19 protein-coding genes are annotated in these 24485 nt (G+C 55.1%); 7 read left to right on the forward strand and 12 right to left on the reverse strand.

The window, feature by feature from the left end:
* Window positions 1-105: 105 nt before the first annotated feature.
* Window positions 106-1149: a uroporphyrinogen decarboxylase gene (hemE, locus tag F5984_RS15705; RefSeq protein WP_152125202.1), complete on the forward strand. Its 1044-nt coding sequence runs from the start codon at window positions 106-108 to the stop codon at window positions 1147-1149.
* Window positions 1150-1452: 303 nt separating this feature from the next.
* Here the strand turns inward: hemE and F5984_RS15710 are convergent, their stop codons facing one another.
* Genes F5984_RS15710 through F5984_RS15720 form a run of 3 tightly spaced genes read right to left on the reverse strand, consistent with a single transcriptional unit; the run spans window position 1453 to window position 4672 of the window.
* Window positions 1453-2802, reverse strand: coding sequence for a hypothetical protein (locus F5984_RS15710; RefSeq protein WP_152125203.1), 1350 nt, complete (start codon window positions 2800-2802; stop codon window positions 1453-1455).
* Window positions 2789-3340 carry an RNA polymerase sigma factor gene (locus tag F5984_RS15715; protein WP_152125204.1) on the reverse strand — a complete coding sequence of 184 codons (552 nt, stop codon included), beginning with the start codon at window positions 3338-3340 and terminating at the stop codon, window positions 2789-2791. The genes F5984_RS15710 and F5984_RS15715 overlap by 14 nt, the downstream gene beginning before the upstream one ends.
* Window positions 3341-3397: 57 nt before the next feature.
* Complete coding sequence (locus tag F5984_RS15720; protein ID WP_152125205.1) at window positions 3398-4672, reverse strand: Ig-like domain-containing protein; 1275 nt, start codon at window positions 4670-4672, stop codon at window positions 3398-3400.
* Window positions 4673-4874: 202 nt separating this feature from the next.
* Between F5984_RS15720 and F5984_RS15725 the strand changes: the two genes are divergently transcribed.
* Window positions 4875-6713 carry an ABC transporter ATP-binding protein gene (locus F5984_RS15725; RefSeq protein ID WP_152125206.1) on the forward strand — a complete coding sequence of 613 codons (1839 nt, stop codon included), beginning with the start codon at window positions 4875-4877 and terminating at the stop codon, window positions 6711-6713.
* 66 nt (window positions 6714-6779) lie between these two features.
* On the opposite strand, the gene F5984_RS15730 is transcribed toward F5984_RS15725, so the two are convergent.
* The 8 genes from F5984_RS15730 to F5984_RS15765 all read right to left on the reverse strand — a co-directional run bounded on the left by F5984_RS15730 (window position 6780) and on the right by F5984_RS15765 (window position 17788).
* Entirely contained in the window at window positions 6780-7697 is a 918-nt protein-coding gene (locus F5984_RS15730; protein ID WP_152125207.1) for a hypothetical protein, read from the reverse strand.
* Window positions 7698-7890: 193 nt separating this feature from the next.
* Complete coding sequence (locus tag F5984_RS15735; RefSeq protein ID WP_152125208.1) at window positions 7891-9858, reverse strand: M1 family metallopeptidase; 1968 nt, start codon at window positions 9856-9858, stop codon at window positions 7891-7893.
* 68 nt (window positions 9859-9926) lie between these two features.
* Window positions 9927-11540, reverse strand: a complete 1614-nt coding sequence (locus F5984_RS15740; RefSeq protein WP_152125209.1) for a hypothetical protein — start codon at window positions 11538-11540, stop codon at window positions 9927-9929.
* A gap of 33 nt (window positions 11541-11573) precedes the next feature.
* Window positions 11574-13865, reverse strand: coding sequence for a hypothetical protein (locus tag F5984_RS15745; protein WP_152125210.1), 2292 nt, complete (start codon window positions 13863-13865; stop codon window positions 11574-11576).
* A gap of 52 nt (window positions 13866-13917) precedes the next feature.
* On the reverse strand, window positions 13918-14994 hold the full coding sequence (locus F5984_RS15750; protein WP_152125211.1) for a BatA domain-containing protein: 1077 nt from the start codon (window positions 14992-14994) through the stop codon (window positions 13918-13920).
* 225 nt (window positions 14995-15219) lie between these two features.
* Window positions 15220-16068: a DUF58 domain-containing protein gene (locus F5984_RS15755; RefSeq protein WP_152125212.1), complete on the reverse strand. Its 849-nt coding sequence runs from the start codon at window positions 16066-16068 to the stop codon at window positions 15220-15222.
* A 4-nt stretch (window positions 16069-16072) separates the two neighbouring features.
* Window positions 16073-17065 carry an AAA family ATPase gene (locus tag F5984_RS15760; RefSeq protein WP_152125213.1) on the reverse strand — a complete coding sequence of 331 codons (993 nt, stop codon included), beginning with the start codon at window positions 17063-17065 and terminating at the stop codon, window positions 16073-16075.
* A gap of 108 nt (window positions 17066-17173) precedes the next feature.
* On the reverse strand, window positions 17174-17788 hold the full coding sequence (locus F5984_RS15765) for a DUF4159 domain-containing protein (RefSeq protein ID WP_152125214.1): 615 nt from the start codon (window positions 17786-17788) through the stop codon (window positions 17174-17176).
* Window positions 17789-18212: 424 nt separating this feature from the next.
* On the opposite strand from F5984_RS15765, the gene F5984_RS15770 reads away from it, so the two are divergent.
* The 4 genes from F5984_RS15770 (at window position 18213) to F5984_RS15785 (ending at window position 22482) form a co-directional block, all read left to right on the forward strand.
* Entirely contained in the window at window positions 18213-18677 is a 465-nt protein-coding gene (locus tag F5984_RS15770) for a pPIWI_RE_Z domain-containing protein (RefSeq protein WP_152125215.1), read from the forward strand.
* A 552-nt stretch (window positions 18678-19229) separates the two neighbouring features.
* Window positions 19230-20294: a saccharopine dehydrogenase family protein gene (locus F5984_RS15775; RefSeq protein WP_152125216.1), complete on the forward strand. Its 1065-nt coding sequence runs from the start codon at window positions 19230-19232 to the stop codon at window positions 20292-20294.
* 27 nt (window positions 20295-20321) lie between these two features.
* Window positions 20322-21836 carry an AAA family ATPase gene (locus F5984_RS15780; RefSeq protein ID WP_152125217.1) on the forward strand — a complete coding sequence of 505 codons (1515 nt, stop codon included), beginning with the start codon at window positions 20322-20324 and terminating at the stop codon, window positions 21834-21836.
* A gap of 4 nt (window positions 21837-21840) precedes the next feature.
* Window positions 21841-22482 (forward strand): DUF4276 family protein, encoded by a 642-nt coding sequence (locus F5984_RS15785; RefSeq protein ID WP_152125218.1) that lies wholly within the window; start codon window positions 21841-21843, stop codon window positions 22480-22482.
* Here F5984_RS15785 and F5984_RS15790 read toward each other — a convergent pair.
* Window positions 22477-23202 carry an MIP/aquaporin family protein gene (locus F5984_RS15790; RefSeq protein ID WP_152125219.1) on the reverse strand — a complete coding sequence of 242 codons (726 nt, stop codon included), beginning with the start codon at window positions 23200-23202 and terminating at the stop codon, window positions 22477-22479. The genes F5984_RS15785 and F5984_RS15790 overlap by 6 nt on opposite strands.
* Window positions 23203-23329: 127 nt before the next feature.
* Here F5984_RS15790 and F5984_RS15795 point away from each other — a divergent pair, with 127 nt between their 5' ends.
* Window positions 23330-24301 carry a zinc-dependent alcohol dehydrogenase family protein gene (locus tag F5984_RS15795; protein ID WP_152125220.1) on the forward strand — a complete coding sequence of 324 codons (972 nt, stop codon included), beginning with the start codon at window positions 23330-23332 and terminating at the stop codon, window positions 24299-24301.
* The last annotated feature ends 184 nt before the right edge of the window (window positions 24302-24485 follow it).

A 24485-nucleotide genomic window follows, 5' to 3' on the forward strand; every position in this document is an offset into this window, starting at 1 on the left:
GGATTTTTTTGCGTTTGGCAAATCCTGCAATCCCGTAAATCCTGTCAGAAAAACTTGTCCTACCTCCAAATCCTGTCAGAAAAATCTAAGCCGTATCTTTGCGGCATGAATTTGCAAAACGATCTGTTGCTCCGGGCGGCCCGGGGCGAAGCTGTAGAGCGGGTGCCTGTCTGGATGATGCGTCAGGCGGGCCGGATGCTGGCCGAATATCGGGCAGTGCGGCAACGGGCCGGTGACTTTATCACGCTCGCCAAAACCCCCGAACTGGCCGCTGAGGTAACTATTCAGCCGGTCGATCTGCTGGGTGTCGACGCGGCCATTATCTTCTCCGACATTCTGGTGGTGCCCGAAGCTATGGGGCTACCTTACGAAATGGTCGAAGCGCGTGGGCCGGTGTTCCCAACGACCGTTCGGACCCTCGCCGACCTCGACCGCCTGCGGGTAGCCGACGCCGAAACCGACCTGGGTTACGTGCTCGACGCCATTCGGCTGACCAAAAAAGAGCTGAACAACCGGGTGCCGCTTATCGGTTTTGCCGGGGCTCCGTTCACCATTTTTTGCTACATGACCGAAGGCAAAGGCTCCAAAACGTTCTCGGTCGCCAAAAAGCTGCTGTACACCGATCCGGCGTTTGCCCACGCCCTGCTGCAACGCATTACGGATAGTACCATTGCGTACCTGCGGGCACAGGTACAGGCGGGTGCTAACCTGATTCAGATTTTCGATTCGTGGGCGGGTATTCTGTCGCCTGAGCAGTACAATACATTTTCGTTGCCGTACATCCAGCAAATCTGCGATGCCCTGAACGACGCTGCCGAGGGCGAGGTGGTGCCGGTGACGGTTTTTGCCAAAGGGGCGTTTTTTGCCCGGCAGGCTATTGGGCAGCTATCCTGCTCAGTGGTGGGCCTCGACTGGAACATGGACCCTGTCGAGTCGCGGGCCCTGGTGCCGAACAAAACGTTACAGGGCAACATGGACCCGTGCGTGCTCTACGCCGATTTCGATGGGGTGCGGGCCGAGGTGAAGCGGATGCTTCAGGCCTTTGGTACGCAGCGGTACATTGCCAATCTTGGTCACGGGGTGTACCCGGACACCGACCCCGACAAAGCCCGTTGCTTTATCGAATCGGTAAAAGAGTATAGCGCGTAACGACCTATTTGGAAGTGATAAGAAGCTGTTTGAGTTAATCACTTTGGCCCGCAAGGGCAGCTTTTGGTCGCTGTCTGCACCACTTTTTTGGGCTGTAGCAACCGCTACGACCGGCAAAAATTGGCTTGTCAGCAACCAAAATCCGCTCCCTACGGTCTCAAATCGCTAACTCAAACAGCTTCTAAGCGATGACATCTTGCGGTATGAAAGCAAACGAGGTCATCGCTAAATGAGTGGCATAACGAATACAACGCCCTTCAGGAACCGATAAGTCGGCTCCTGAAGGGCGTTGCTTTTTGACTATTACCGCCGTAAGCCAACCGTGAGGCCGTAGGTGTAAGGCCGAATCCGGAAAAGGCTTTCGCGGTCGCTGAGGGTATTGAGACCATACTGTACGGTGGGGGCAACCCGCAACCAAAGCGACCCACCAATTGCCCGCTCGATGCCGTAGGCGGCCTGTACAAAACCCGATACCGGGTGTCCCGTGCGGGTTTGGGCGGGGCCAATCATGAGCCCTACGGTGGTTCCCATTGTGGTATAATGTCGCCAGGCCCCCAGGCTGCCTACACGCCAGACCAACTCGGTGCCCACGCCCACAAAATGCCAGTTGGCACGGGTTTCCACCCGCTTGTCGCTATAGAAAGGAGTCACGCGGACGGTTTTTTCGTCGATGCGCTCCACCCGTACGGAGTCGGGAGTCGGGTTGCGGGTTGTGTACGTCACTTGCTGACTCAGGTGATTGTACGCCAAACTGGTACGCAAAGACACTTTCTTGCTAAGGGGCCACTCTACCCCCGCTTGAATCCGGACACCTACGCGCTCGGTCGACAGGGCATGTTGGGTGCTCAGATCGCGTACCAGTACGCCGTCGTTCTGAATTGGATTGATACGTTGGTACAGGTACAAGGGCATGAAGCTCACGAACGAAATAGGCCGTTGTCGGCTAACCACCGGCTGCTGGGGCGCGGCTTCGTCGGCAACAGGGGCCTGTATAGTTGGAAAGTGTACCTTACCATAGCCCCGAAATGGCCTACTGCGCAGATCCTCAACCGGCTCGCTGGGGTTGGTCCAATGGGCTTGCTTTTCCAAAGGAATAGCTGTCTGAGCGGCAAACGATGGGTTGATTGATACCAAACCGGCACCGGCTTCACGCTGTGGAAGAACCGCATGGATTGGTGGTTCTGTCGACTTGGGTCGGCTACCTAAACGAACCAACGTTGGTGTTGCAGTGGGTGCCGTTCGGTCGTTCGGGTCTAAGAGGATAATGGGCCGAATAGATTCGTTATTCTGTTCAACCGGTTGCGCGGCTTTCGTTTTTCGCTGTTGTGATAGACCCTTCATCGGCTGATTCGCCGGTGTATGGTTGGGGGTCAGCAACAAGGAGCTTACCCGGCTTGCTGAGGTGGCTATGGGTATTGGTCCCGGCTCAAAAGACCGGCTCAGGAACCATGAGCCCGTGAGCAAGGCCAAAAGGCTCACACCAATTAGTAAACGACCATACCGAAAACCGGGGGCCGGTTTCCGAGCCTGCAAGTCGGTCAGGATGCGGTTGAGTGCGTGGTCGGGTGGGTTGGCTCTGAAGTCGGCAAAGCGCTGCCGAAACCCATCTTCCCAGTCGTCGGGTTGTATGTTTTCGGGGTCAATGTTCTTCATAGCTGTAAATGCCCAACGTTTTCAATTTTTGTTTGAGCAGGTTTTTGGCCCGCGCCAGTTGCGATTTCGAGGTGCCCTCAGCAATCTGGAGCATCTCGGCAATCTGGACATGGTTATACCCGTCAATGACGTACAGGTTAAACACCAGCCGATACCCGTCGGGGAGTTGCTCGATCAGTTCCAGTAGTTCGTAATTACTCAGTCGCGAAAGGGTATCCAGATGGTCGTCTGACGCGTGCATCCAGGCATCGTCGAGGTCGGTTTCGGCTTGCTGTTTATGGTTTTTGTGGTACACATTGATGGCGGTATTGACCATCACGCGTTTCATCCAGGGTAATAATTTTTCGGACTGTTCGAGGGTGTGTAACTGCTGAAAAATCCGGATAAACCCCTCATGAAACATATCTTCGGCTTCGGGCTGGCTACGGGCGTATCGTCGGCAAAGGCCCATCAAACGTGTCTTGTACAGGTTGTACAAGGCAGTTTGGGCCCGCACATCGTGCTGCTGACACGCGCGTAACAGGTCGATTTCGGTCATCCAGAGTAAATGTTAGGCAGACGACCGACGGGCGGGGACAACTATGGGCTTCGGTACTCACGGTTTGAGGTTGATTTTTACCGTGGCGGTACTCGACTGCCCCTGCAGGTCGGTCAGTTCGTACGTAAAACTAATGATCCCCGGCATTGGATTGGCACTCAGGGTGTAAGTAATTTGACCATTAGGTAAAACCTGCACCGGAGCATTGCCTGAATTAGCCTTGATTATCATTGACCGGAGCGGGGCGCACAGCATATCGTTACCCAGCACATTGAGGCTCACTACCCCCTTGCGCATAGCGGCTGTGGGGTTGCTCAGCGAAAATTCAAAGGTGTTGTTATTGGCTTTCAGCACGCAGTTAGCCGCTGGCTGCCGAACGCTGATGTCGACGGTAGCTTCGAGGCAGTTCCCGTTTTCGCAACGCCGGTACCGGAGTTGATCGGTAGCGGTGTTGGGCAAGGGTTTGTACACAATGGTGTTGCTACGCGTGAGGTAAGCCGTACCGCCTGAGGGCGATTTCGATAAAGTCAGTGGCAGCGTGCGACTGGCTTTGCAGAGCTGATCGTTGATCAGTACCGGAATAATGAGTGAGTCGGAGGCAAACCGTTGCCGAAAGGCTACTTCGTCGTTTCGGAGCAGCAGCTTGCAGTCGGTGGCGGGGTTGCCAACAATAACCGTGGCCGTGGCCACTACGCAATCCTGAGCGGAGCCTCCAACGGGGCACACCCGGTAAACGAGGGTCTCGCGTCCGCTGAAGTCTTTGTCGGGCGTGTAGATAACCTGTCCGGCTTCGATTCGTGCCTTGCCGTAGCGGGGGGCTACCTCGATACGGAGGCTACTCACATCGGCCTGGCTATCGCAAAACACATCGTTTTTCAGGACCGGGATCGTGATGGGGGTATTGGTGGGCGTCTCGACCCGGTCGGCCACTACGCCCACGGTGCAGGGCAGTTTGGTGGCGTCGGGAGCCATCGTTACATGAAATACGACGGGGGTGCTGGGTTTGTCGGGGGTTGGGTTGGCTGAGGAGAGCGTAAAACCGTCGTCGCCCGCGACAAAAGCTACCTTGGGTGAGTAGAGAAGCATGCCGTTGGCCGCAAACGTAACTTCCCCAGAGGCCGGTTGCCGGTCGATTCGGAAAGTGGTGGCTGTTTTCAGATCGGCAAGCTGCTTCAGATCAATAGCCAACGGGTTGTCGGGCAGGGTCAGAAACTCGTTTTCGGTATTGACGCTCTCGGGATTTTCAACAGGCGCGGCTACATCCTGCCCAACCTGATCGCAGGCAAGGCAAGTCAGCAGCAAAAAACAACAGAGCGTAGAAAAACGAGCCATGGGCATTGAACCGGGATGAAGAGAGCCTGAACGCACCAGGCAAAATTACGGTGTAAATCGACCAGAGGTTCACTTTACACAGACAGGGCCTTGGAATAAAGGGTTGCATAGTTCGGTGACGCCGTTTGGATTGATCGCCACTTTTGGGTTAAGTGTTGCGCAACCCCTTCCAGTACCCTGAATCTATGTACCTTTGCGGCACATGAAGACGTACTTTCGCATTTTGTCGTATGCCCGTCCGCTGGGCCGCTTCCTGGCGCCGTTTTTGGCGACCTCGCTGTTGGCCAGTGTGTTTGGGGTACTCAATTTTACCTTGCTGATTCCGCTGCTCAACGTGCTTTTTAATCAGGTAAGCCCTGATGAAGTAACTAAAATCCTGAGTAAGCCTGCCCCGTCGCTATCACTGGACACTTCACTGACCGACGTTTTTCAGTATTATTTCGCGCAGTTTTTTCAAGCCTACGGACAGGTGGGCGCGTTGCAGTTTGTGTGCGCCTTCATTGTCTCGTCGGTATTGCTCAATAATGTATTTAAGTATCTGTCGGTAAGGCAATTGGAGGGTTTTAAGGCGCGCATGGTCTCGCGGCTTCGCGAAGCCGTTTTCGACCGGGCGGTGCGGTTGCATCTGGGGTATTTTTCGAACGAGCGCAAAGGCAACCTGATTGCCCGCATTATGACCGATGTGCAGGAGGTAGAGGGTTCCATTGCCAATACGCTTTCGGCGGCTTCCAAAGAGTTTTTTCTGCTCATCGCCTACATTGGCGGCCTGTTTTATATCTCCACCAAGCTCACCTTTTTTGCCCTGCTCGTGATTCCGGTATCGGGCGTGTTTATTTCGACGCTCGTGCGCCGGATGAAGCGCGACGCGCAGGATGGGCAGCAGCGGCTGGCAAGTATCCTGAGCATTCTCGACGAAACCTTTGGCGGTATGCGCGTGGTGAAGGGGTTCAATGCTGAGGGGTTTGTGCTCGATAAGTTTCGGGCTGAAAATAACGGCTACCGCGACTCGGTGCGGTCGTTGGCGTTCCGGCGCGAGTTGGCGTCGCCCTTCTCCGAAACCATGGGGGTTCTGGTAGTAGCGGGTATTCTCTTGTACGGCGGGTCGTTGGTCTTGTCGGGGCAGTCGGAGTTGACGGCGGCCCAGTTTATTTCGTACATCGCCATGTTTTCGCAGGTGACTCGCCCGGCCAAAGAGATTTCCAACGCGTTCAGCAGCTCGCAACGGGGTATTGCCGCCGGCGACCGGGTGCTTCAGCTTATTGATACCCCGCAGGGCGTAGCCGACCGCCCCGGTGCGGGGGCCATTCAGGCCTTCGACCGGGCTATTGAGGTTCGTAATGTATCGTTTGCTTACGAAAAAGGCGTTCCGGTTCTCAGCGAAGTCAACTTTACCCTTCAGAAAGGGAAAACCATTGCATTGGTTGGCTCGTCGGGTGGGGGTAAATCGACTATTGCCGACCTGATTCCCCGTTTTTACGACCCTACCGAGGGGCAAATTCTGATTGACGGACACGACCTGCGCGATATTACGGTGGCCTCCCTGCGCGATCAGATGGGCATTGTGACCCAAGAGAGTATCCTGTTCAACGATACGATTTTCAACAACATTGCCTTCGGGAGTCAGGCCACGCCTGAGCAGGTGGAGCAGGCCGCCCGTATTGCCAACGCCCACGAGTTTATCCGGCAGCAACCCAACGGCTACCAAACCCTTATCGGCGACCGGGGTAGCCGCCTGTCGGGTGGGCAACGGCAACGAATCAGTATTGCCCGCGCCGTGCTTAAAAACCCGCCTATCCTGATTCTCGACGAAGCGACCTCGGCCCTCGACACGGAGTCGGAAAAACTGGTGCAGGAAGCCCTCACCCGGCTGATGGCCAACCGGACAACGCTCGTGATTGCGCACCGCCTGAGTACCATTCAACATGCCGACGAGATTCTGGTGGTGCATCAGGGCCGCATTGTGGAGCGGGGAAGCCATCAGGATCTGCTCGCACTCGATGCCGGTTTTTATCGGCGACTGAGCACGCTACAGCAGGTATAAGTGACTGATTGACTGAGTGGTGAGCGATTGAATGGTTTTCCGAAAATTATTCAATCGCTCATTCATTTACATGGGGGCCACATCGCCGGTTGGCATGTGGGCTCTCAACGTCCCTGTCTGTCCATACAGGTTGTACGCTATGCCGAGGTTCCAAACCTTCAACACAATCCGCGACAGGATAAAGGCTTGCTGAATTAGGAGCATCAGGCCGATGGTAAACCAGTTGCTCATGCCGATTAGCTCATCCAGTACGAAATAGAGGCCGAATAGCCCCGTACCCAGCCCAATCAGGAGCCAATACCGGCCGTAGGTGGCCCTTAGGTTGCGCCAAACGAATCGGACTGCCGTGCCAAACGCCCGGAAAGCGCCCCTTTCGTCGTCGCGGAACATAATCACTTTGGCATAGTCGCCCACGCACAGAATAAACGTGACGGCTATCGAAAACAGCCCGAAGGCGCCGGCCCCGATGCCAAACAGCCCGCGCTCGGTGAAGGTATCGGTAAGGGCAACAATGGCCAGTGCACCAATAACGAGCCAGATCAGCCCGGCCGAAAAAACAAATAGACCCGTTACACCCAACAGCCGCAGATACCGCCCAAAATACGTGCTCGACGCTCGCCAGAAATCGACCGTTCGGAAACCGAGTCCCGGCTTTGTGTTGCCGGGCTGCGCAAAGCCGGGCTGCGTAAAGCGGTACAGAATACCCCCCGCGAAAAAAACGCTCAGTAGCAGATAGGCCACGCCCACCCAGCGGCCCACCCGCAACAGGGGTGAAACGGCCTTTTCGTTTTCGGCCATAAAGTCGGAGTAGACCGTGTAATCAAAGCCGGGTAGCATCCGCAACGGGGCCAGCGAGTCGGCATCTTCGGCGGTGAGCGTCGAAAACAGGGGCAAGGCCACCAATAGACCCAACGCCAGCGACGCACCGTACAAAATAGCCAGCATCGGGCGCGATTTCAGGGTAAGGAGTAACGGGGAATGCATAATGGATAATGGATAATGTAGAATGGTGCCTAAGGTTCTGTTTTTCAGTATCAAGCCGCACGGTTGCTCCTCAGTACAGGGATTTAATTAGCCAATCGATGTCAATTGGACGCGGATAACGCAGATCGGGCAGATGTACACTGATTACCAATCCGTGAAAATCGGCTTAATTCGTTTCATCCGCGTGCCAATTCTAAAATAGCCAGGCCAGCCACTGTATCCAGTTTTGCACCCAGAAAAGCATCTTGGTGGCATACTTGGCTGCGGGGGCGCTTGAGGGGGCCAGTGTCAGGCTGTTGTTGTTCAGATTGGTGTCGATGTAGAGTTTCTGTTTCGGGTCGGCAATGGCCCAGCGTACGGCCGAGGGCCCGTTGTGTGTAAACGTGTGCGTGCGGGCCTTTCCGTCCCAGAATAGCATTAGCTCTTTGCCATCCTCAAAATGTACTAATACATCAATCGGCATTTGTGCATCGCCCCGGCGCGTTACCTGCACCGTCGACCGGTAGCCGGTGCCCTGCTTGCGGTTTCGGATTTTAGTCAGCTCGTAGTCGCAAACTTTATCGCCGTACAAGACCTGATCGAAAAACCAGTTCATGTCGGGGCCGTACCGAAACCGGGTGCGGGCCGGGGCAATCTGGTTCACAATGTCGATGAAATTCTGGGCGTTGGGGTGCCGAAACTGCCAACGCTCAAAGTACGTCCGCATGATTTCGTCCATAGTCTTGCGCCCGACCAACCCCTCCAGCGTGCGGAGCCACGTGGCTGTTTTAGAGTACGTGAGCACACCGTAGTAGCCATCGGGTAGTTGCCAGGTATTGCCAAACGAGGGCCCAATGGCCGGGTTGTCGAGCCGGACGTAGCTATCCCGCGAACTTTCCATATCGCCCATCCGAAACCCAAACAAGTCTATTTGTGACGTTTGCGGGCCGTAGGTTTCGTCCATAATCCGGCCTTCGAAATACTGGTTGAACCCCTCGTCGAGCCAGGCTTCTTCAAACTCATTGCTGGCTAGTAACTGCATAAAGTATTGGTGGCCAAACTCGTGTACCGTTACGATTTCGGGAGCCCGAACGCCCGCCGGTAAGCCCCAGCTTGTACCGGCCGTGATAAACGTGGGGTATTCCATACCGGCCGAGCCCGACGCGTGAATGGGTGGGTCGACAACCGTGAGCGTGGGGTATGGATACCGGCCCAGCACCCGGTCGAAATAGCTTAGCGATGCCTTTACCGCGTGCAGATGCCGGTCGGCCTGAGCGCGGTGTTCGGGCTGCATCAGCAATTGAATCCGCACCGACCCGCCCGAAGGCCGCGTCCATGTATCCTCGACTACCTCATACCGGGGCGAGGCCGTCCAGGCAAAATCGACCACATCGTCGGCGTGCCAGTGCTGCGTTTTGAAGCCATTTCGGGTGCGGGTTTCAGTTTTGAGCTGCCCCGTAGCGCCAACAATGTAGTCGGTCGGGGTGGTGATTCGGACGTCGTACACGCCGAAGTCAGCGTAAAATTCGGAGTGGGCATGAAACTGATGGCAGTTCCAGCGGCCGCGTGGCCCGGTTTGGTAGCGGGTGCCGGGGGCTTCGTACACGCCTATTTTCGGGAACCACTGTCCCACCAGGAAATAGTCGCGGCTGAAGCCCGTGCGGGCAAAGATTTTGGGCAGTTTAGCCCGAAACGCCATCTCGATCGCCACCGTTTCGCCGGGGCGGACGGGCGTTTTGAGTGGTATTCGGACAACGGTTCGGTCGTCGGGGTTAGCGTCGTCGGGCTGAATGAACTGCACTTTGCCGGTCAGGTTTTCGGCTGCGCCGGTGCCCCCGTCGTGCGTGAGCCGGGTCGATAGCAGGTCTATCCAGCCCCAGGCTTCTTTGTCGTCTTTATCGATGTAGTCTCCGCGCAACTGCCCACCCGATTCGCGCATAAACGTCGATTTTTCGCTGCGGAACGCATTGAGATACAGGTGAAACTGAAGCTCGGTAATCGGGTCGTCCGACGTATTGCGCCAGCGGAGTGTCTGTCGGCCGGTCAGTCGTTTGGTGGCCGGGTCGAGCGAAACCTCAATCTGGTAATTGGCAATGCGTGGGCTGAGGGGCTGCGTGGGTTTGAAGGCCAGTACCTCCCCACCCAACAGGCAGGCCAGTACGATAAGCAGGAAACGGTTCATCCTGAATGAGTTAAAAACTAAAAACCCAGAATCTAAAACGACAAATTAAGTGAATGAACAATGTAATTTCAGAACTTTGGCTCTACCCAGAGGGCTGTCAGGCAAACGAGCAGCGCTGTTAACCAAACCCAATCGGGCACGTCTTGTTTCTGTGTTCGCGACGGCGCTGTTCGGAGGAGGTCTGTCCCATATCGGTTTTGGGTTTGCACCCAGGCACGCACTCGCTCGTGCGGGGCTGCCAGGCTATCCTCCACGTACACCTCGACCGAATCGGCAAGGGGTTGCCAGCCGCTACGGCTAAACCGGTACTGAGCCCGTAATGTCCGGTTGTTGATGACTGAGGGGGTTAACTGAGCGGTATCATTTGCCACCCGAAGGCGGGTTGCACCTCCGGTCGCGTTGTTGAGTACCAACGGTTTCCGCAGCCCGGCAAGTACCGGCCCCTCGGCCGCGAAGTTGTTGGCCTGAATCGGCTGTAAGGTAGCCAGCACGGCGTTCCAGATGCGGGCATACCCCAAACTGTCGCCACTAAGCCGTAGCGGAAACGTTTCCATAAACAGGCTCATGGCTACCCGCCCGCCTATGCGTTGGGTGGCTATCGGATAACCGGCCACGGCCACCTGTCGCGGGTTTGGCGTAAACTGATACGGGAGGGCGGTAAGGCCATTGCCTGCCGGGATGGTGGCTTCGTTGCTCACCTTGCGGAGCCGCCATTGCGTGCCCAAGCTGCGGTTTACGGCTGCCACTTCGGCATCGGGGTTGGTGAGGTTGAGCACCAGCACGGCTTTGCCCTCGGCTATTGCCTTCCGAACGGCCGGTTGGCTTACCAGAGCCGGTTCGGTTACGATGAGGTCGGGAGAAGAATTGGCCCGGCCACCCGTAGGAGCGTTGATTTTCACCGTTGCGTCGATACCTTCCGATAGGACGTTGCTCAATTCGACGCGGTTGCCCTGCCGCCCAAGCCAGTCGGCCAGGGTTTTGGTTTCAAAATCGGGCGTGCCCAGCACAAACTGCACATGAAGTGGTCGGGCGGCCTGCGCAAAAAAACGCACGGTATCGGTGGTTTGGCTGCCTACCTGCAGTACCGTCTCGATGCGCCCTTTAGCTACAGCCGGAAACCGGAGCGTAAACGCCTGCCGACCCGGCTTGAGCCACAGGCTGTCGAGGGTTTGGGTGCCAAACCGAACGGCGAGTTTCTGGCGTTCGGGTACGGTGATTTGCCCCCGAACCGTCTGCTCTTCGCCCAAACGCACTACACTTTGCCAGTGCAGATGGGTGGGCGTACCGGGGGCCTCGTAGGGCACCCACCGTACGGCCCGGTTGCCGAGCCGGGCAAGCAGTGGGGCCGGAAAGGCTTGCCCCAGCATAGTGACCGAGTCGATGTTTTCGAGCCGGATGTCGGTAGCCGTCACCCGAGCGCGTAGGCCCAGGCTGTCCTGCACTTGCCGGGCTACGGCCGTGGGCACGTCATTACCCACCAGCAACACGTGCGTAGTGTCGAGCGGGCGTGTCCAGATGGGTTGCCAAACAAAAGCGAGTAATACCAGCCAAAGCAGCAGGTTAAGACCCGCCCGCACGGCTTTGCGGCTGCCCGAAAGCGTCTGGTTACGCAGGATAAACCAACTTTGAATAACGCCCAGCAACAGGAGCGGTATAAACAGGAAGGGTGGGGTCAAGGTCATAGTCAGAGCATACAGAGGGGTGGCAGGACTCGGTTATAAGCCCCGCCAGAAGGCCCGTTCTAAAGCGGCATTGGTTCCATACGACGGCCCCTGCCGTCCTTCAGTTTTGCCAAGCAGTCGGTATAAATTGGTTTTTAGCTGTTGGCGTTGCGCCACGGCCAGTACCCGGCCCGCGGCCAACTCCTGCAATGCGCCCAGCACCGACCAGTTGGGCAACCCGACCGACGTGGGCCGGTTGAGCAAATACCCGCTTAGTTGCTGCACTGATAGGCGCTGTGCTGCCGTTAGCTGTGGCCGGTCGAGCAGGCCGAGTACGTCGGCAATCAGGGCGTTAGCCTGAGCCTCGGTGTAGGTTCGCGATTGGGCGTAGCGGTCCGTTACGTTTTTGCGCTCCCCTTTGAGCCGGGTTTCGGCTTCTTTGATGGGGGGCGGGTCGAGGCCGGTTTTTTTGGCGTAGGCGCGTGCCTTTTGCTGGGCTGTTTTTAGGTATTCGAGGGCTTTTTTCTCGTATGGTAGTGCTTTTTCAGGCTCGTACAGGCGCAGGTGCAGTTCCGATTGCCACATCTGTTCCAGCGCCATTTTGAGCAACGACCGCGTCGATTGTTCGTAGAACGTGTTGGTCTCGGCATCGTCGTGTTCGTGCACGTACTGTTCCATCAGAGCCGCCAGTGGGTCCTGTGCTTTTTCGGGGGTTGCCGGGTCGTTATGGCTATGCCCACCCGCGCCATGCCCTCCGGCGTTTTGTCCCGGTGTACTGCCCGGTTCTTTGTTAGCCTGCTGCGCTTTTTCGGCCAGTTTGAAGGCAAAGGTGCGGGGTGTTTCGTTGGCGGCTTTGTCTTGTTCGGTATCGTGTTTGTGCATGAATCCGTCGAGCAGGTGAGCGTCGTTTTCGGCTAATGGGTCGTGCCCGCCAATCTGATTTTCAAACTCCTCGCCCAGATACTGCCCGTACCGGAGCCGCAGCACTTTCTGGTCGAACCCGATTTCGTTGGAGAAACTGTTGAACGTTTCACGCAGGATTTTGCCCCGCTTGGCAATCAGTTTTTCGGTGTCGATTATAATCTGCCGCTGACTCCTGAAATACTCAGGCATGAGGTTTACCGCCATCGTGGCCAGTTGAGCCTCGTCGGTTTTGGTGGTGTCTTTGTAGACCACAAAATACGTGTCCGACTTGGTGAAGTTCGGTTCGGGTTGGCGGTTGTCGATGGCTGCCCAGTAGTAGTACAGTTCGTCGCCGGGGGCAAAACCAAGGGCTTTGAGGTCGAGGGTCTTGCTCAGGCGGGCATCGGTGAAGTTGCCCGGCGTGAGCGGCATCCTGACCTCCCGAAACTTGACGTTCTCGCCCGACCCCCGCGCCAGGGTGGCAATGATGTAAGCTTGCTGTACCCGAAAATCGTCGAAGATCCGGGCCGAAACGGTCAGTTGTTTTGGGTCGTTGAGCCGGTGGTAGCGGTAGAGTTCTTTGGAGGTGGGTTCAATTTTGGGGGCGAGGTCGGGCTGTGCTTCGAGCCGGTAAAACGGCGACTGGTAAAACAGCGAGTCGCGGTTGGTATCGGGGTTGCGCCAGTACGCCCGAATGGTGTACAGCCCCGAACTGACGAGCCGGTCGGTATGGGTAAAGCCGTTTGTTGTGGCTTTCAGACCTATCTCTTCGCCCCGACTGTTGGCGAGCCGAACCCGCAGACCAGTATTCCGCGAAAACGCGATGATCCAGTCCAGCCGCGACCCTACGAGCGAGCTCACGTTGAGGTCACGCGACTGACGCACGGGCAGGCCTGTGTACGTGGGGGGCTGCACCCGTACCGTAGCCGACTCGAAGCGTGGAGGGCGAGCCGGTTCGTCGGCCGGGCTGTCTGTAGATCCACCCAGAACGGTTTGCCGAGTGCCGGGCCGTTGGTTGGCTGGTTTCAGGAAAGGAAGCGTGTAGGCTAACCCGACCGAGAGAAGCACCGCCAGAACATACGGACCCATGTTGGCTTGCCATACCGTCGGGATGGGCGTTTGGGCCAGCCGCTCGGAGAGTCGCTCCAGCTGAAGTTGCTCGGCTATATTGAGGCTCGGTTTGTCGAGCAGGGGCAGGCTGTATTCGGCATCGCCTACAGTGCGGTGGATGAGGGCAACGGCTTCGGGTTGGCGGGGCTGGCGAATGCGCCCCAGCCATAGCCCGGCCAGCAGGCCCGCCAGAGCCGCCACAAGCCTGTAAGCAACCCCCAGCCCGAAGGCAGTGGCTATAAAGTAAGCAGCAAGGCCCAGCAACAGCCCTTTGAGCAGGGTGTTGAGGTAAAGTTGGTGCCGAACCGAGTCGATAATTTTCCGGGCAGTCATGGTCAGTTTGTTCGGAGAGGCCGTACCCAGGGATAACGGCTTCGGAGGAAACTCACGTATTTTTTCGCAACGCAATCCAGCGTTCCAGTCCCATCACGAGCAGAAACGCCAGCAACACCCCCATTTGCTCAACAGAATGCCCAAATCGGGTTTTGGCGTCTGTTTTGGGCGGAGGCTGAGACACGAATAGCTGTGCCATTTCGGACTGGGTCAGGGGTGGGGCTGGTAGCCGGGGGCCATAGAAACGGAGCAGTTGTTCGCCCAGCCATTCGGGGAGTTGGCCATTGGCAACCCAGGTTGCCGTTTGCGGGGTGAGCGTGTCGGCCACTACCCGGACGTTGGGCTTGTTTGGCCCCGAAACCTGCCCCGATACCGTGTACAGGGTTTTGTCGGCCGGGTTTTGGGGTATTCGGTCGGTCAGAATCCAGTCGGGTGCGGGGCTGTTTCCGGCTGGGTTACTCAGGTTCAGGCGGAGGCCAAATACCGTTTCGAGGGCGCGCAGGGCTGCTGTTACGGTTTGTCGCTCAGTCGGGTTGCGGTAGTCGAGTTGTACGTTGAGGGGTTTGTCGATGCGCGCAAACGGCCGGGTTTGGGTGGCGGGTGTTGGGGTTGGGAGCAGGGCGGTATGCAGACTAAACCGGGCGGGCGTACTGAGCACCGGTACATCGGCCAGTGTGGCTTCATTGAGGGCGTACAGGTGCAGGGCCACGTCGGGTTTATGGACCGAATCGATGAGGGTTTGCAGCCGCACAGGGTTGGTCGGGCTGGGCAGGGTTACTACGGTTTCGTTGCGTTGCCGGGCCTGTTGCAGCTCAAACCGGAAGGTACGCATCACCAGCGAGTCGGCTACGGCGAGGTGTACGGTTGCCCCATCTGTGGGGTTGGTTTTGCCGGGCCACACGGGTTCGGCCAGCCATACCGAGAGCAAGGCAATGAGCAGGCATCGAAGTGCAAGCAGCAGGGCATTTTCAAATTTGAGCCCCCGCTGTGGCTGCTCGGTGGCTTCGCGGAGCCACTCCATAGCGGCCCACGCCATCGGCTGACCTTTTTTCTGATGCCAGAAGTGAATCAGAATGGGCACCGCTACGGCCAGCAAACCCCATAAAAAAGCAGGCTGTATAAATGTCATGTGAAAAGGGGTTTGTCGTTTTTGGTGGTCGCTAAAAACGATGAACCAAAAACTAAAAACCAAAAACTGAAAACCGGAGCACCGGCCGCCATAAACCCAAAACCATATTCCATTAACCCAGTACTGGACATTAGATGTTGGATATTAGACGTTAGACCTCCCTACAGAATGGTAGTAAGTCTAACGTCCAGTGTCTGAAGTCCGAATGTCCAGTACTGAATTCCATTAACCCAGAACCCTCCGAAGCACCAGCGCGATAGGCTCGTTCAGTAGAGCGCGGGTCAGTTGTACGTTAGGGACGCGCAGACCTTCGTCCAGCATCTGAAAATAAGCCGCAGCACGCTCCCGAACGGTTTGTTGCACGCTCTCGGCCTGTATCTCTACCTCCCGACCGGTTTCCAGGTCCTGAAACCGGAAAAAGCCTGCCATCGAGAAGTCCATTTCCTGATTGCCCAATACCTGAATCAGCAAAATCTCCCGGCGTGGATGCGCCAGCGTACGTACCAGCGCGAGCCACTCGTCGTTGACCTGCAACAAATCCGACACCACAATGAGCATCTCGTTGGTTTTGGTGCCAAACGGCGGCAGCGTCGGCTCGGTGGGGTTCCAGGCCCCGGTGGCTTCGGCCTTTTCGAGGGCCACCACAATCTGCTGAAACGCCTGATGCCCCGGTCTTACCAACGGTTGTATAACACCGTTTTGCAGGCCGTACAGGCTCATATCGTCGCCCTGCCGAAAGCCAAGGTATGCCAGCGAGGCCACCACAATTTTGGCATAGTTGAGCCGAGAGACACCGTTTTCGGCGTAATTCATCGAGCCCGATAAGTCGAGCAGAAACCGGATTTGGCGGTTGCTTTCCGTGGCTGATTCGCGCACCATGTGCCGGTCGGTGCGGGCCAGCAACTTCCAGTCGATGCGTTTGGGGTCGTCGCCGGGTAGGTAGTGTCGGTATTGCTCAAACTCCGCACCCACGCCCGCCCGCCGACTGGTGTGCAGGCCTAGCCGAAGCTCCTCGCTAACGAGTTTGCCGGCAAGGTGGAGGTCGTTTAGTTTGATAAGTTCCTGAGCAAGCATAGGGTCAGAGCTTCAGTTCAGCCAGCACCTTGTCGATAAGCGTATCGGTGGTGATGCCTTCCGACTCGGCCCGGAAGTTGAGCGCCACCCGGTGCCGCAGTACGGGGTGGGCCAGCGCCCGAATGTCGTCGGGAATTACCGAAAACCGCTCATTGAGCACGGCGCGGGCTTTGGCGCACAAAATGAGGGCTTGCCCGGCCCGTGGACCAGCGCCCCACTCGCCCCACTGCTTCACAAAAGCCACGGGTGTTTGGTCGGATGGTCCGGTTCCCGGCCGGGTCGACCGAACGAGTCGGTTGACCATCGTCAGCAGCTCGTCGCTGATGTGTACCTGCCGGGTGAGGTTTTGCAGTTCGAGCACTTCCTCATCCGTAAAGATGGTCGACAGGGCCGGCCGGTTGGTGCCGGTGGTTTGGCGGAGTACGGCCAGCTCTTCGGTTTCGGAGGGGTAGCCGAGCCGGATATATAGCAAAAACCGGTCGAGCTGGGCTTCGGGCAACGGGTAGGTACCGGCCTGCTCAATGGGGTTTTGGGTAGCAATAATCAGAAATGGCCGGGGCAACGGGTAGTCCTGCCCGTTGTAGGTAACCCGGTACTCCTGCATGGCTTCGAGCAGGGCGGCCTGGGTCTTAGGCGGGGTCCGGTTAATCTCGTCGGCCAGCACCACGTTGGCAAAAATGGGCCCTTTGTTGAACTGGAAAAACTTCCGGCCGGTCTGATGGTCTTCTTCCAGTACCTCGGTGCCCAGAATATCGCCGGGCATCAGGTCGGGCGTAAACTGCACCCGCTTGAACGACATGGCCAACGCGTCTGCCATGGTTTTCACGAGCAGCGTTTTGGCCAGTCCGGGCACCCCTTCGAGCAGGCAGTGACCGCCCGCCAGCAAGGTAATCAGCACCTCGTCGATGGCTTCGTGTTGCCCAACAATTACTTTTCCAATCTCCGCTTTCAATAGCGGTAGTTTACTGACGAGTTGTTTGTAGTGTTGTGTGTTCAATGTCAATGAATAATCAATAATGAAGAGTGAATAATGAGAAATAATGCATTTGAACGGTTGCCTTATGGCCTGAAAACCATTCCTCATTCCTCATTATGCATTGTTCATTTAGAGTAAAGCATACGTTACAATATTGACGCCAAATTTGGTGTTGTCCTCGGCCAGAAACCGCTTGTTTCGGAAGTCATAATCCCACTCGCAGCCGTAATCTTTGTTACTGTACAAGACCCCAATCCGGCCGTTTACCATCACCGCCTTCAGGTAGTCATGCACAAGGTCGTCGCCCCAGCCATTGAGCTCAAACGAGGTGGTTGGCGGGCCGTCGTAAAAGGTAAAGAAACAGGTGTAAAGGGGATGGTTATTCGGGATTTTTTGCAGGGCTTTGGGGCCAAAGGTTCGGGCCATTTCCTGCTCAAACGACTTGGCAAAAAGCCCGTCGATGTCGTGGTTACAATCGTCAACAAACACAAAGCCACCGTTCTGAACATACCGCCGGAAGTGGTCGCGCTCGACGGCCGAAAACTCGACCAGTTTGTGCCCACTGAGGTAGCAAAACGGCGCCCGGAACAGGTCGTTGCTGCTGAGGAGCACCACGCGTTCCTTCTGGTCGACCGGTATTTTGGTGTATTCGACAAGCGAATGCAGCAGGTTGACTGGCATCCGTTGGTCGGTATCCCAATCGCCGGAGGTGTACTGGATGCGGGTAAAAACGAATGGTTTCACGCGGACGCTAAGCGCTCTTCAGGTTGTTGATTGGGTAAAAATAGCGATTTGTAGCCGACCAACCCGTGAATTGTGATAAACGGACGCGACTTGGCCGCAGATAATATGGAATAAACGGATTTTTGCCGAATCAGCAGTGGTTTTTTTCTGACAGGATTACAGGATAAACAGGATTCATTCGGGTCGGAGAAAATCCTGTTTATTCTGTAATCCTCCGGGTGGCCGGGGCCGGGTGGTCCCAAAACTTTTTTGGCAAGCCTGCTCTGATGAGCTTGCCCTATACCCGGTCAGGCTGCAACGCCGGAGGTCTCTTCGGTAGGGAAGAAAAAAATTGAAAAAAAAGTCGGCAAGTATAGAAGAACGTAAAAAGATTACGTTTTGGGGGTTGCAAATTTGTCATGAACAGTAAACAACAATACTGATTATGAACACGGCAACGCTTCTTTCATCTTCGCAACGAATCGCCCCGGCAACGCAGCATCTGATGCGCTGGCAGGAGCCGTTGGCTACGCGCCTGCGCTACGGCCACAACTTGCCGGGTCAGGTAGCGAACCGGCTTCTCAACGTTGAACTCGGTCTGTACCTCCTGGCTGAACTGCTGCCCATGGCTCCGCCCGAAGCCCTGCCCGATTTGCTCAACGGCCGCGAGTCGGCTTATCTGAAGCGGCCGGTCTGGACACCTAAGCAGCATCGGTACCTCAGCCGTTGCCAGTTGTTGCTGGCTCCGTATAAAGACCGGGCTACCTGGTTCAATGCCCTAGCTAAGTACAACACGCTGCCTATTGGCCCCCGGGTGTTTACGCTCAATGCCAACGGGGTGTACCGGTCGGGTGTAGATATGTACGCGCTACACGAGCGGCTCATTTTGTTCCGCCGGGCGCTCATGTAGGATTCAACAGAGTTAATACACAAAGCCGTTAAGGGTTGTCAACACCGGTAGTTTACCGCTGTAGGGCAACCCTTAATGGTTTTTGAGATAGAGTCTGTGGAGCCCTTTATGGTCAAAGCTGGCTAAAGTGGCTTAACTTAACGTGAATTGTGCATACTGGCTGACGCCAAGGCCTTCGACAGGCTCAGGCTGACTAGGGACTCTCAAGCCGAATGTCAGCCTGAGCCTGTCGAAGGCCTTGGCGTCAGCAAACATTTGTTAAACAAGTAGTTGCAATACAAATTATCCATAATTCACGTTAACTTAAGCCGTCTGAGCCAGTTTAAGAACTGAGCCAAAACCAAATGTATACGTAGTTGGGCAGAATTAAATGTATAATGAACAGTGTAAAATGTGCAATGAAATAGTTGATTGTCAGTAGGCAACCCAATTATTCATTTTACATTCACTTAGCGTAGAACGGGTAGTGAATAAATTGATAATCAGAGGGGAGACTCATTGTTCATTGTCCATTATTCATTCTTTAGTTGAGACGCCCAAAACCCTTGTGCTATGAACCCGGACTTTCTGCTCTACGGAGCCAATGGCTACACCGCCCGGCTTATTATTGAACAAGCCGCCCGCTACGGTCTGAAGCCGATTCTGGCGGGGCGCAACGCCGAAAAAATAGCCGAACTCGCCCGGCAGTATGCGTTGGAGTACCGCATAGCTGACTTGGCCAATGCCGCCACGCTCGATGCTGCCCTGGTGGGTGTTCCGGTGGTGCTACATTGTGCCGGACCATTTTCCAAAACGGCCTTACCGATGCAGCAGGCCTGTTTACGCACCCAAACGCATTATCTGGATATTACGGGCGAGGTGGCCGTGTTTGAGCAGGGGAAAGCGTTGCACCAACAGGCAGTAGAGCGCCAGATTATGTTGATGTCGGGCGTTGGGTTCGATGTGGTGCCTACCGATTGTATGGCTCTCCACCTGAAAAACAAGCTCCCCGATGCGACGCATCTGCAACTGGCGTTCGCGAACAACGGAGGGAGCGTGTCGCGGGGTACGGCCCTCACCGCCGTCGAAAACCTGGGGACTGATGGGCTGATTCGGCAGAATGGGCAGCTAAAAGCCGTTCCGAATGCCTACAAAACGTTGGAGGTGCCCTTTGAGCTGGGTCGAAAGCATGTTTGTGCGACTATTCCGTGGGGCGACTTGTCGACGGCGTACACGACAACAGCCATTCCGAATATTGAAACGTACATGGCCATGACGCCGGGCATGATTCGGGGGTTGCGGTTGGGTAACACGCTGGGTTGGTTATTGGGGAGTAAGCCGGTGCGGACGTTTCTGCAAAAGCGCATCGAAAAGCGGCTCACCGGCCCCGACGCCGGGGTGCGCAGCCGGGCGCGGTCGCTGGTGTGGGGGCGGGCCGAAAACAAAACCGGGCAGTCGGTCGAAGCGCGGCTGGTATGCCCGGAAGGCTACACGCTCACCGCCACTATGGCACTAATCATTACTCAGAAGGTACTCAACGGTAACTGGCAACCCGGCTACCAGACTCCCGCCGGTCTCTACGGAGAGGGGTTGGTGCTGGAAGGGGGCGGGGAGTGGGGAAATCGTTCAGCAAAATGATATATTTGACTTTATAATTTTCTGCCGATGCTGACTCGACTTCGTGTTAATGGTTTCAAAAATTTGGTTAATGTGGATGTTCACTTTGGACCATTTACATGTATTGCCGGGGCCAACGGAGTTGGTAAATCCAATCTGTTTGACGCTATTCGCTTTTTAAGTGATCTGACGCATATGCCGTTACTTGAAGCTGCTAAGTCTGTTCGGAGTGAGGGGCAGAAAAATTCAGATATACGGGACTTGTTTCATAAAATAGGTGACGAATATGAGCCACAGATGCAATTTGTCGCTGATATGATTATTCCTAAGAAGGGGGTTGACGATCTTGGTCAGGAAGCCAAAGCCAGTATCACGACTGTGCGTTATGAGTTAGTGCTTAATTACCGTCAAGGCGATGGCCTGGCCACGCAGGGTTTGCTAGAAATCGATAAAGAGGAATTAAAACCAATATCATTGCAGGAAAGTAGGCGTATTATGCGGTTTATAACTCTCGAACAATCTACGCCAAGTGAGCAAACAAAAATACGAAATCAGGAAAAACAGTGGCAAAATTCTGTAATAGATGGTAGAAGGACGGTTCCTTTCATTTCAACGGAAGAAGGCATAATTAATTTTCATCAGGACGGAGGTAGCAGCGGTAAACCCTTTCGGCTGAAAGCCGCACAATTACAGCGCACAGTATTGTCAACAGCAAATGCTCTAGAAAAGCCTACAGCCTTATTAGTTAAGAACGAGATGAAATCTTGGCAGATGCTTCAGCTTGAGCCTGGCGCATTAAGGCGATCTGATGAATTCAATGTAATTTCAACTGCACGGTTAGGGTCAGATGGGAGCCATTTACCAGCAACGCTTTATCGCCTAAAATTGGAGAATGAACAAAGTAAGCAGATACCTGATGTATATCAGACACTTGCGAATAAACTTTCTGAGTTAGTCGAGCAAGTTGCTGGCGTTGATGTGGAGCGTGATGACCGACGCGAAATGCTCACACTGATGCTGAGAGGTAAAGACGGAACTGTGTTTCCTGCTCGTTCGCTTTCAGACGGCACACTACGCTTTCTTGGCTTGGCAGTATTAGAATTAGATCAGAAATCAGGCGGGGTTGTTTGTCTTGAAGAGCCAGAAAATGGAATTCATCCAGACAAAATCGGGGCTATTCTCCAGTTACTTAAAGATATGTGTACTGATATTAGTCAACCGGTTGGAGATGATAATCCGCTTCGGCAAGTAATTATTAATACACATTCGCCTAGCGTTGTGCAATTGGTTGAAGACGATAATTTGCTTGTGGCTGAACGGAAGGAAGCAAAAAGCCCCAATGGTATCCGTTTTTCACAGGTTGTTTACAGTCCATTAGAAAGTACGTGGAGAACTAAGATAGAAAATAATACGTACAAGGCTGTTTCGATGGGTATGTTGCTAGGGTACCTTTTACCGCCAAATGCACCTGAACAGGAAGGTCACTGGCCTCGTAAACGAGTTAGAGATCGCCCTGATGTAAAGCGAGTGCAGCAAGACACTGGTCAGTATTCGCTTTTTTAGATCTATGTCAGAAATAACCTATACTTTGCTTGGCGATGGCTCTTCGGACAAAGCATTGGTGCCAATTATTAACTGGACTTTAGAGCGACATTTTCCCGATCTAATAATTCAGAGTCAATGGGCGGATTTCTCTCAGCTGAGAAACCCGCCCCCAATAAACCAGCTTTCCAAACGAATCGCTGTGGCACTTCAGTTGTTTCCGTGTAATTGGTTATTTGTGCATCGGGATGCGGAAAAGCAAACTGTAGAAATGCGCCAGCAAGAAATTGATGATGCTTGGCGAGAGCAGAAAAAGACAGCCAGTCAATACCAAATAGTTAGTGTCATTCCTGTTCGAATGACGGAAGCATGGCTACTTATAGATGAACAGGCTATTCGGGTAGCTGCCGCTAATCCGTCGGGCAAGCAACGCATTCAATTACCATCAGTTCGTTTGCTTGAATCACTGTCTGATCCCAAAAACAAGCTTAAGCAACTCCTTCGAGAAGCTAGTGGCTTACAGGGGCGTAGACTACAACAGTTTAACGAATCTAAGGCTATTCAGCTCGTTGCCCAGAATATACAAGATTTCTCTGCACTTAAAAACTTGAGTGCCTATGCTCAGTTTGAAGAAATGGTTAAACGACTCCCTTCTCCTTTTTTATAACTTATACCAAGCTATCAGCAATCCACCAATAGCGGCTCCGACGAGTGGGCCGAGTACCGGAACCCAGGCGTAACCCCAGTCGGACGACCCTTTGCCGGGTATGGGCAGTACGGCGTGCGCCAACCGGGGGCCCAGGTCGCGGGCGGGGTTGATGGCATAGCCCGTGGTGCCGCCGAGCGATAGACCAATGCTCCATACCAGTACACCCACCAGATACGGCCCTACTCCCACGGCCATTTGCCCCAGTCCTTTCGAAGAAATGCCCGCCAGGCCCAGAATGAGTACAATGGTACCCAGCGCTTCGCTCAAAAAGTTGGCCCCGTAATTCCGAATGGCCGGCCCGGTTGAGAAACAAGCCAATTTGCTGCCGGGGTCGGGCGTGGCGGCCCAGTGGGGCAGGTGGTGTAGCCACACCAGAATGGCCCCCAGGAAGGCACCAATCATCTGCGCCAGAAAATACGACGGAATTTTGCTGTAATCGTCCGTTGCGACGGCAAAGGCGAGCGTTACGGCGGGGCTCAGATGGGCATCAATACTGCCGAAGGCTTTAGCCACAAATACGCCAATGGTAACCGCAAAGGCCCAGCCGGTGGTGATGACAATCCACCCGGCATTTTCGCCTTTGGTTTGTTTCAATACAACATTGGCAACAACGCCATTACCCAACAAAAGCAGCACCATCGTGCCAATCAGTTCACCCAGGAAAGGAGAGGTTTGCATAAGTTTTACAAGAGAATGGAGCGACCGTTGGTTTAGGTTAAGATGCAGGTCGGTCGCCCGGCTTCTGAGAGTGATATTTTGTGCTAATTAAGCCATATTTTTGAGACTCATACCCAATTCATCACGAATGAAAACTGTCGAATTTGAAATAACCGGCAAACCCGCCGAAATTCTTCGCGCCGTTGAACGCCCACTGCCAGAGCCCGGACCGGGCGAAGTACGGGTGAAAGTACTCGCGAGCCCGATTAACCCGTCGGACATTATGTTTGTGCAAAACCTGTATGGCATTCGGCCGCAGCTGCCGTCGGGCGCGGGTTTTGAAGGCGTAGGTATTGTCGACAAAGCTGGCGAGGGCGTATCGGTTCAGCCGGGCACCCGTGTAGGCTTTTCGGGCGTAGGGGCCTGGTCGGAATACACGATTGCCCACCACCGGAGCCTCATTCCGGTACCCGACACCATGCCCGATGAGGTGGCCGCCCAACTGTTTGTGAATCCGTTTACGGCCTTCGCTATGGTGCAGGAGTCGGGGGTGCAGGCTGGGCAGTGGCTCATGCTTACGGCCTGCGGGTCGGCGTTTGGTAAAATGGTTATTCAGCTTTGTAAGCAGAAAGGCATTCAGACGATCGGCACCGTTCGGCGCGACGACCTCAACGAGGAACTGAAAGCCCTGGGTCTGACGGAGATTATCAACACCGAAACCGAGAACATGGCCGCTCGCGTCCGCGAGATTACCGGCGGAGCGGGCGTTTCCTGCGTGCTCGATGCCGTGGGCGGACATACCGCGAGCGAGGCTGTCAAGTGCCTCGGCAAAGGCGGGGTGATGCTCATTTACGGGTTGTTGAGCCTGCAAGACCCGACTATCAATGTGGGCCTGATGATTTTCCGCGAGCTGACCATCCGGGGCTTCTGGCTTACCGACTGGATGCGTCGGGTTGACAGTAAAACCCGGCAGGAGGTGGCTCAGAATGTTATTTCGATGCTGGCGTCGGGACAAATTCAGCTGCCTGTTGAAGCCACCTACTCGCTCGATCAGATTGTTGAGGCTGTTGAACACTCAGAGCGGCATGGGCGCTGGGGCAAGATTCTGGTGAAGCCCTGAGGCCCGCCCTTCCCTAATTTTACACCCCGGTTTGCGGGCTCTTTGCTATCTTTGAACACATAGCTACGGGTATAAGGTGCTCCCTGAGTGCCTTATATCTGGAGTTTGACACTGTATATTAACAATATCCGGCAAAGCCTTCTCGTTAACACCGAGGTAATGCGCTGCCGCTCATTGCTTTCAA

This window comes from Rudanella paleaurantiibacter, from assembly GCF_009184635.1.
In the GTDB taxonomy this organism is placed as follows: domain Bacteria; phylum Bacteroidota; class Bacteroidia; order Cytophagales; family Spirosomataceae; genus Rudanella; species Rudanella paleaurantiibacter.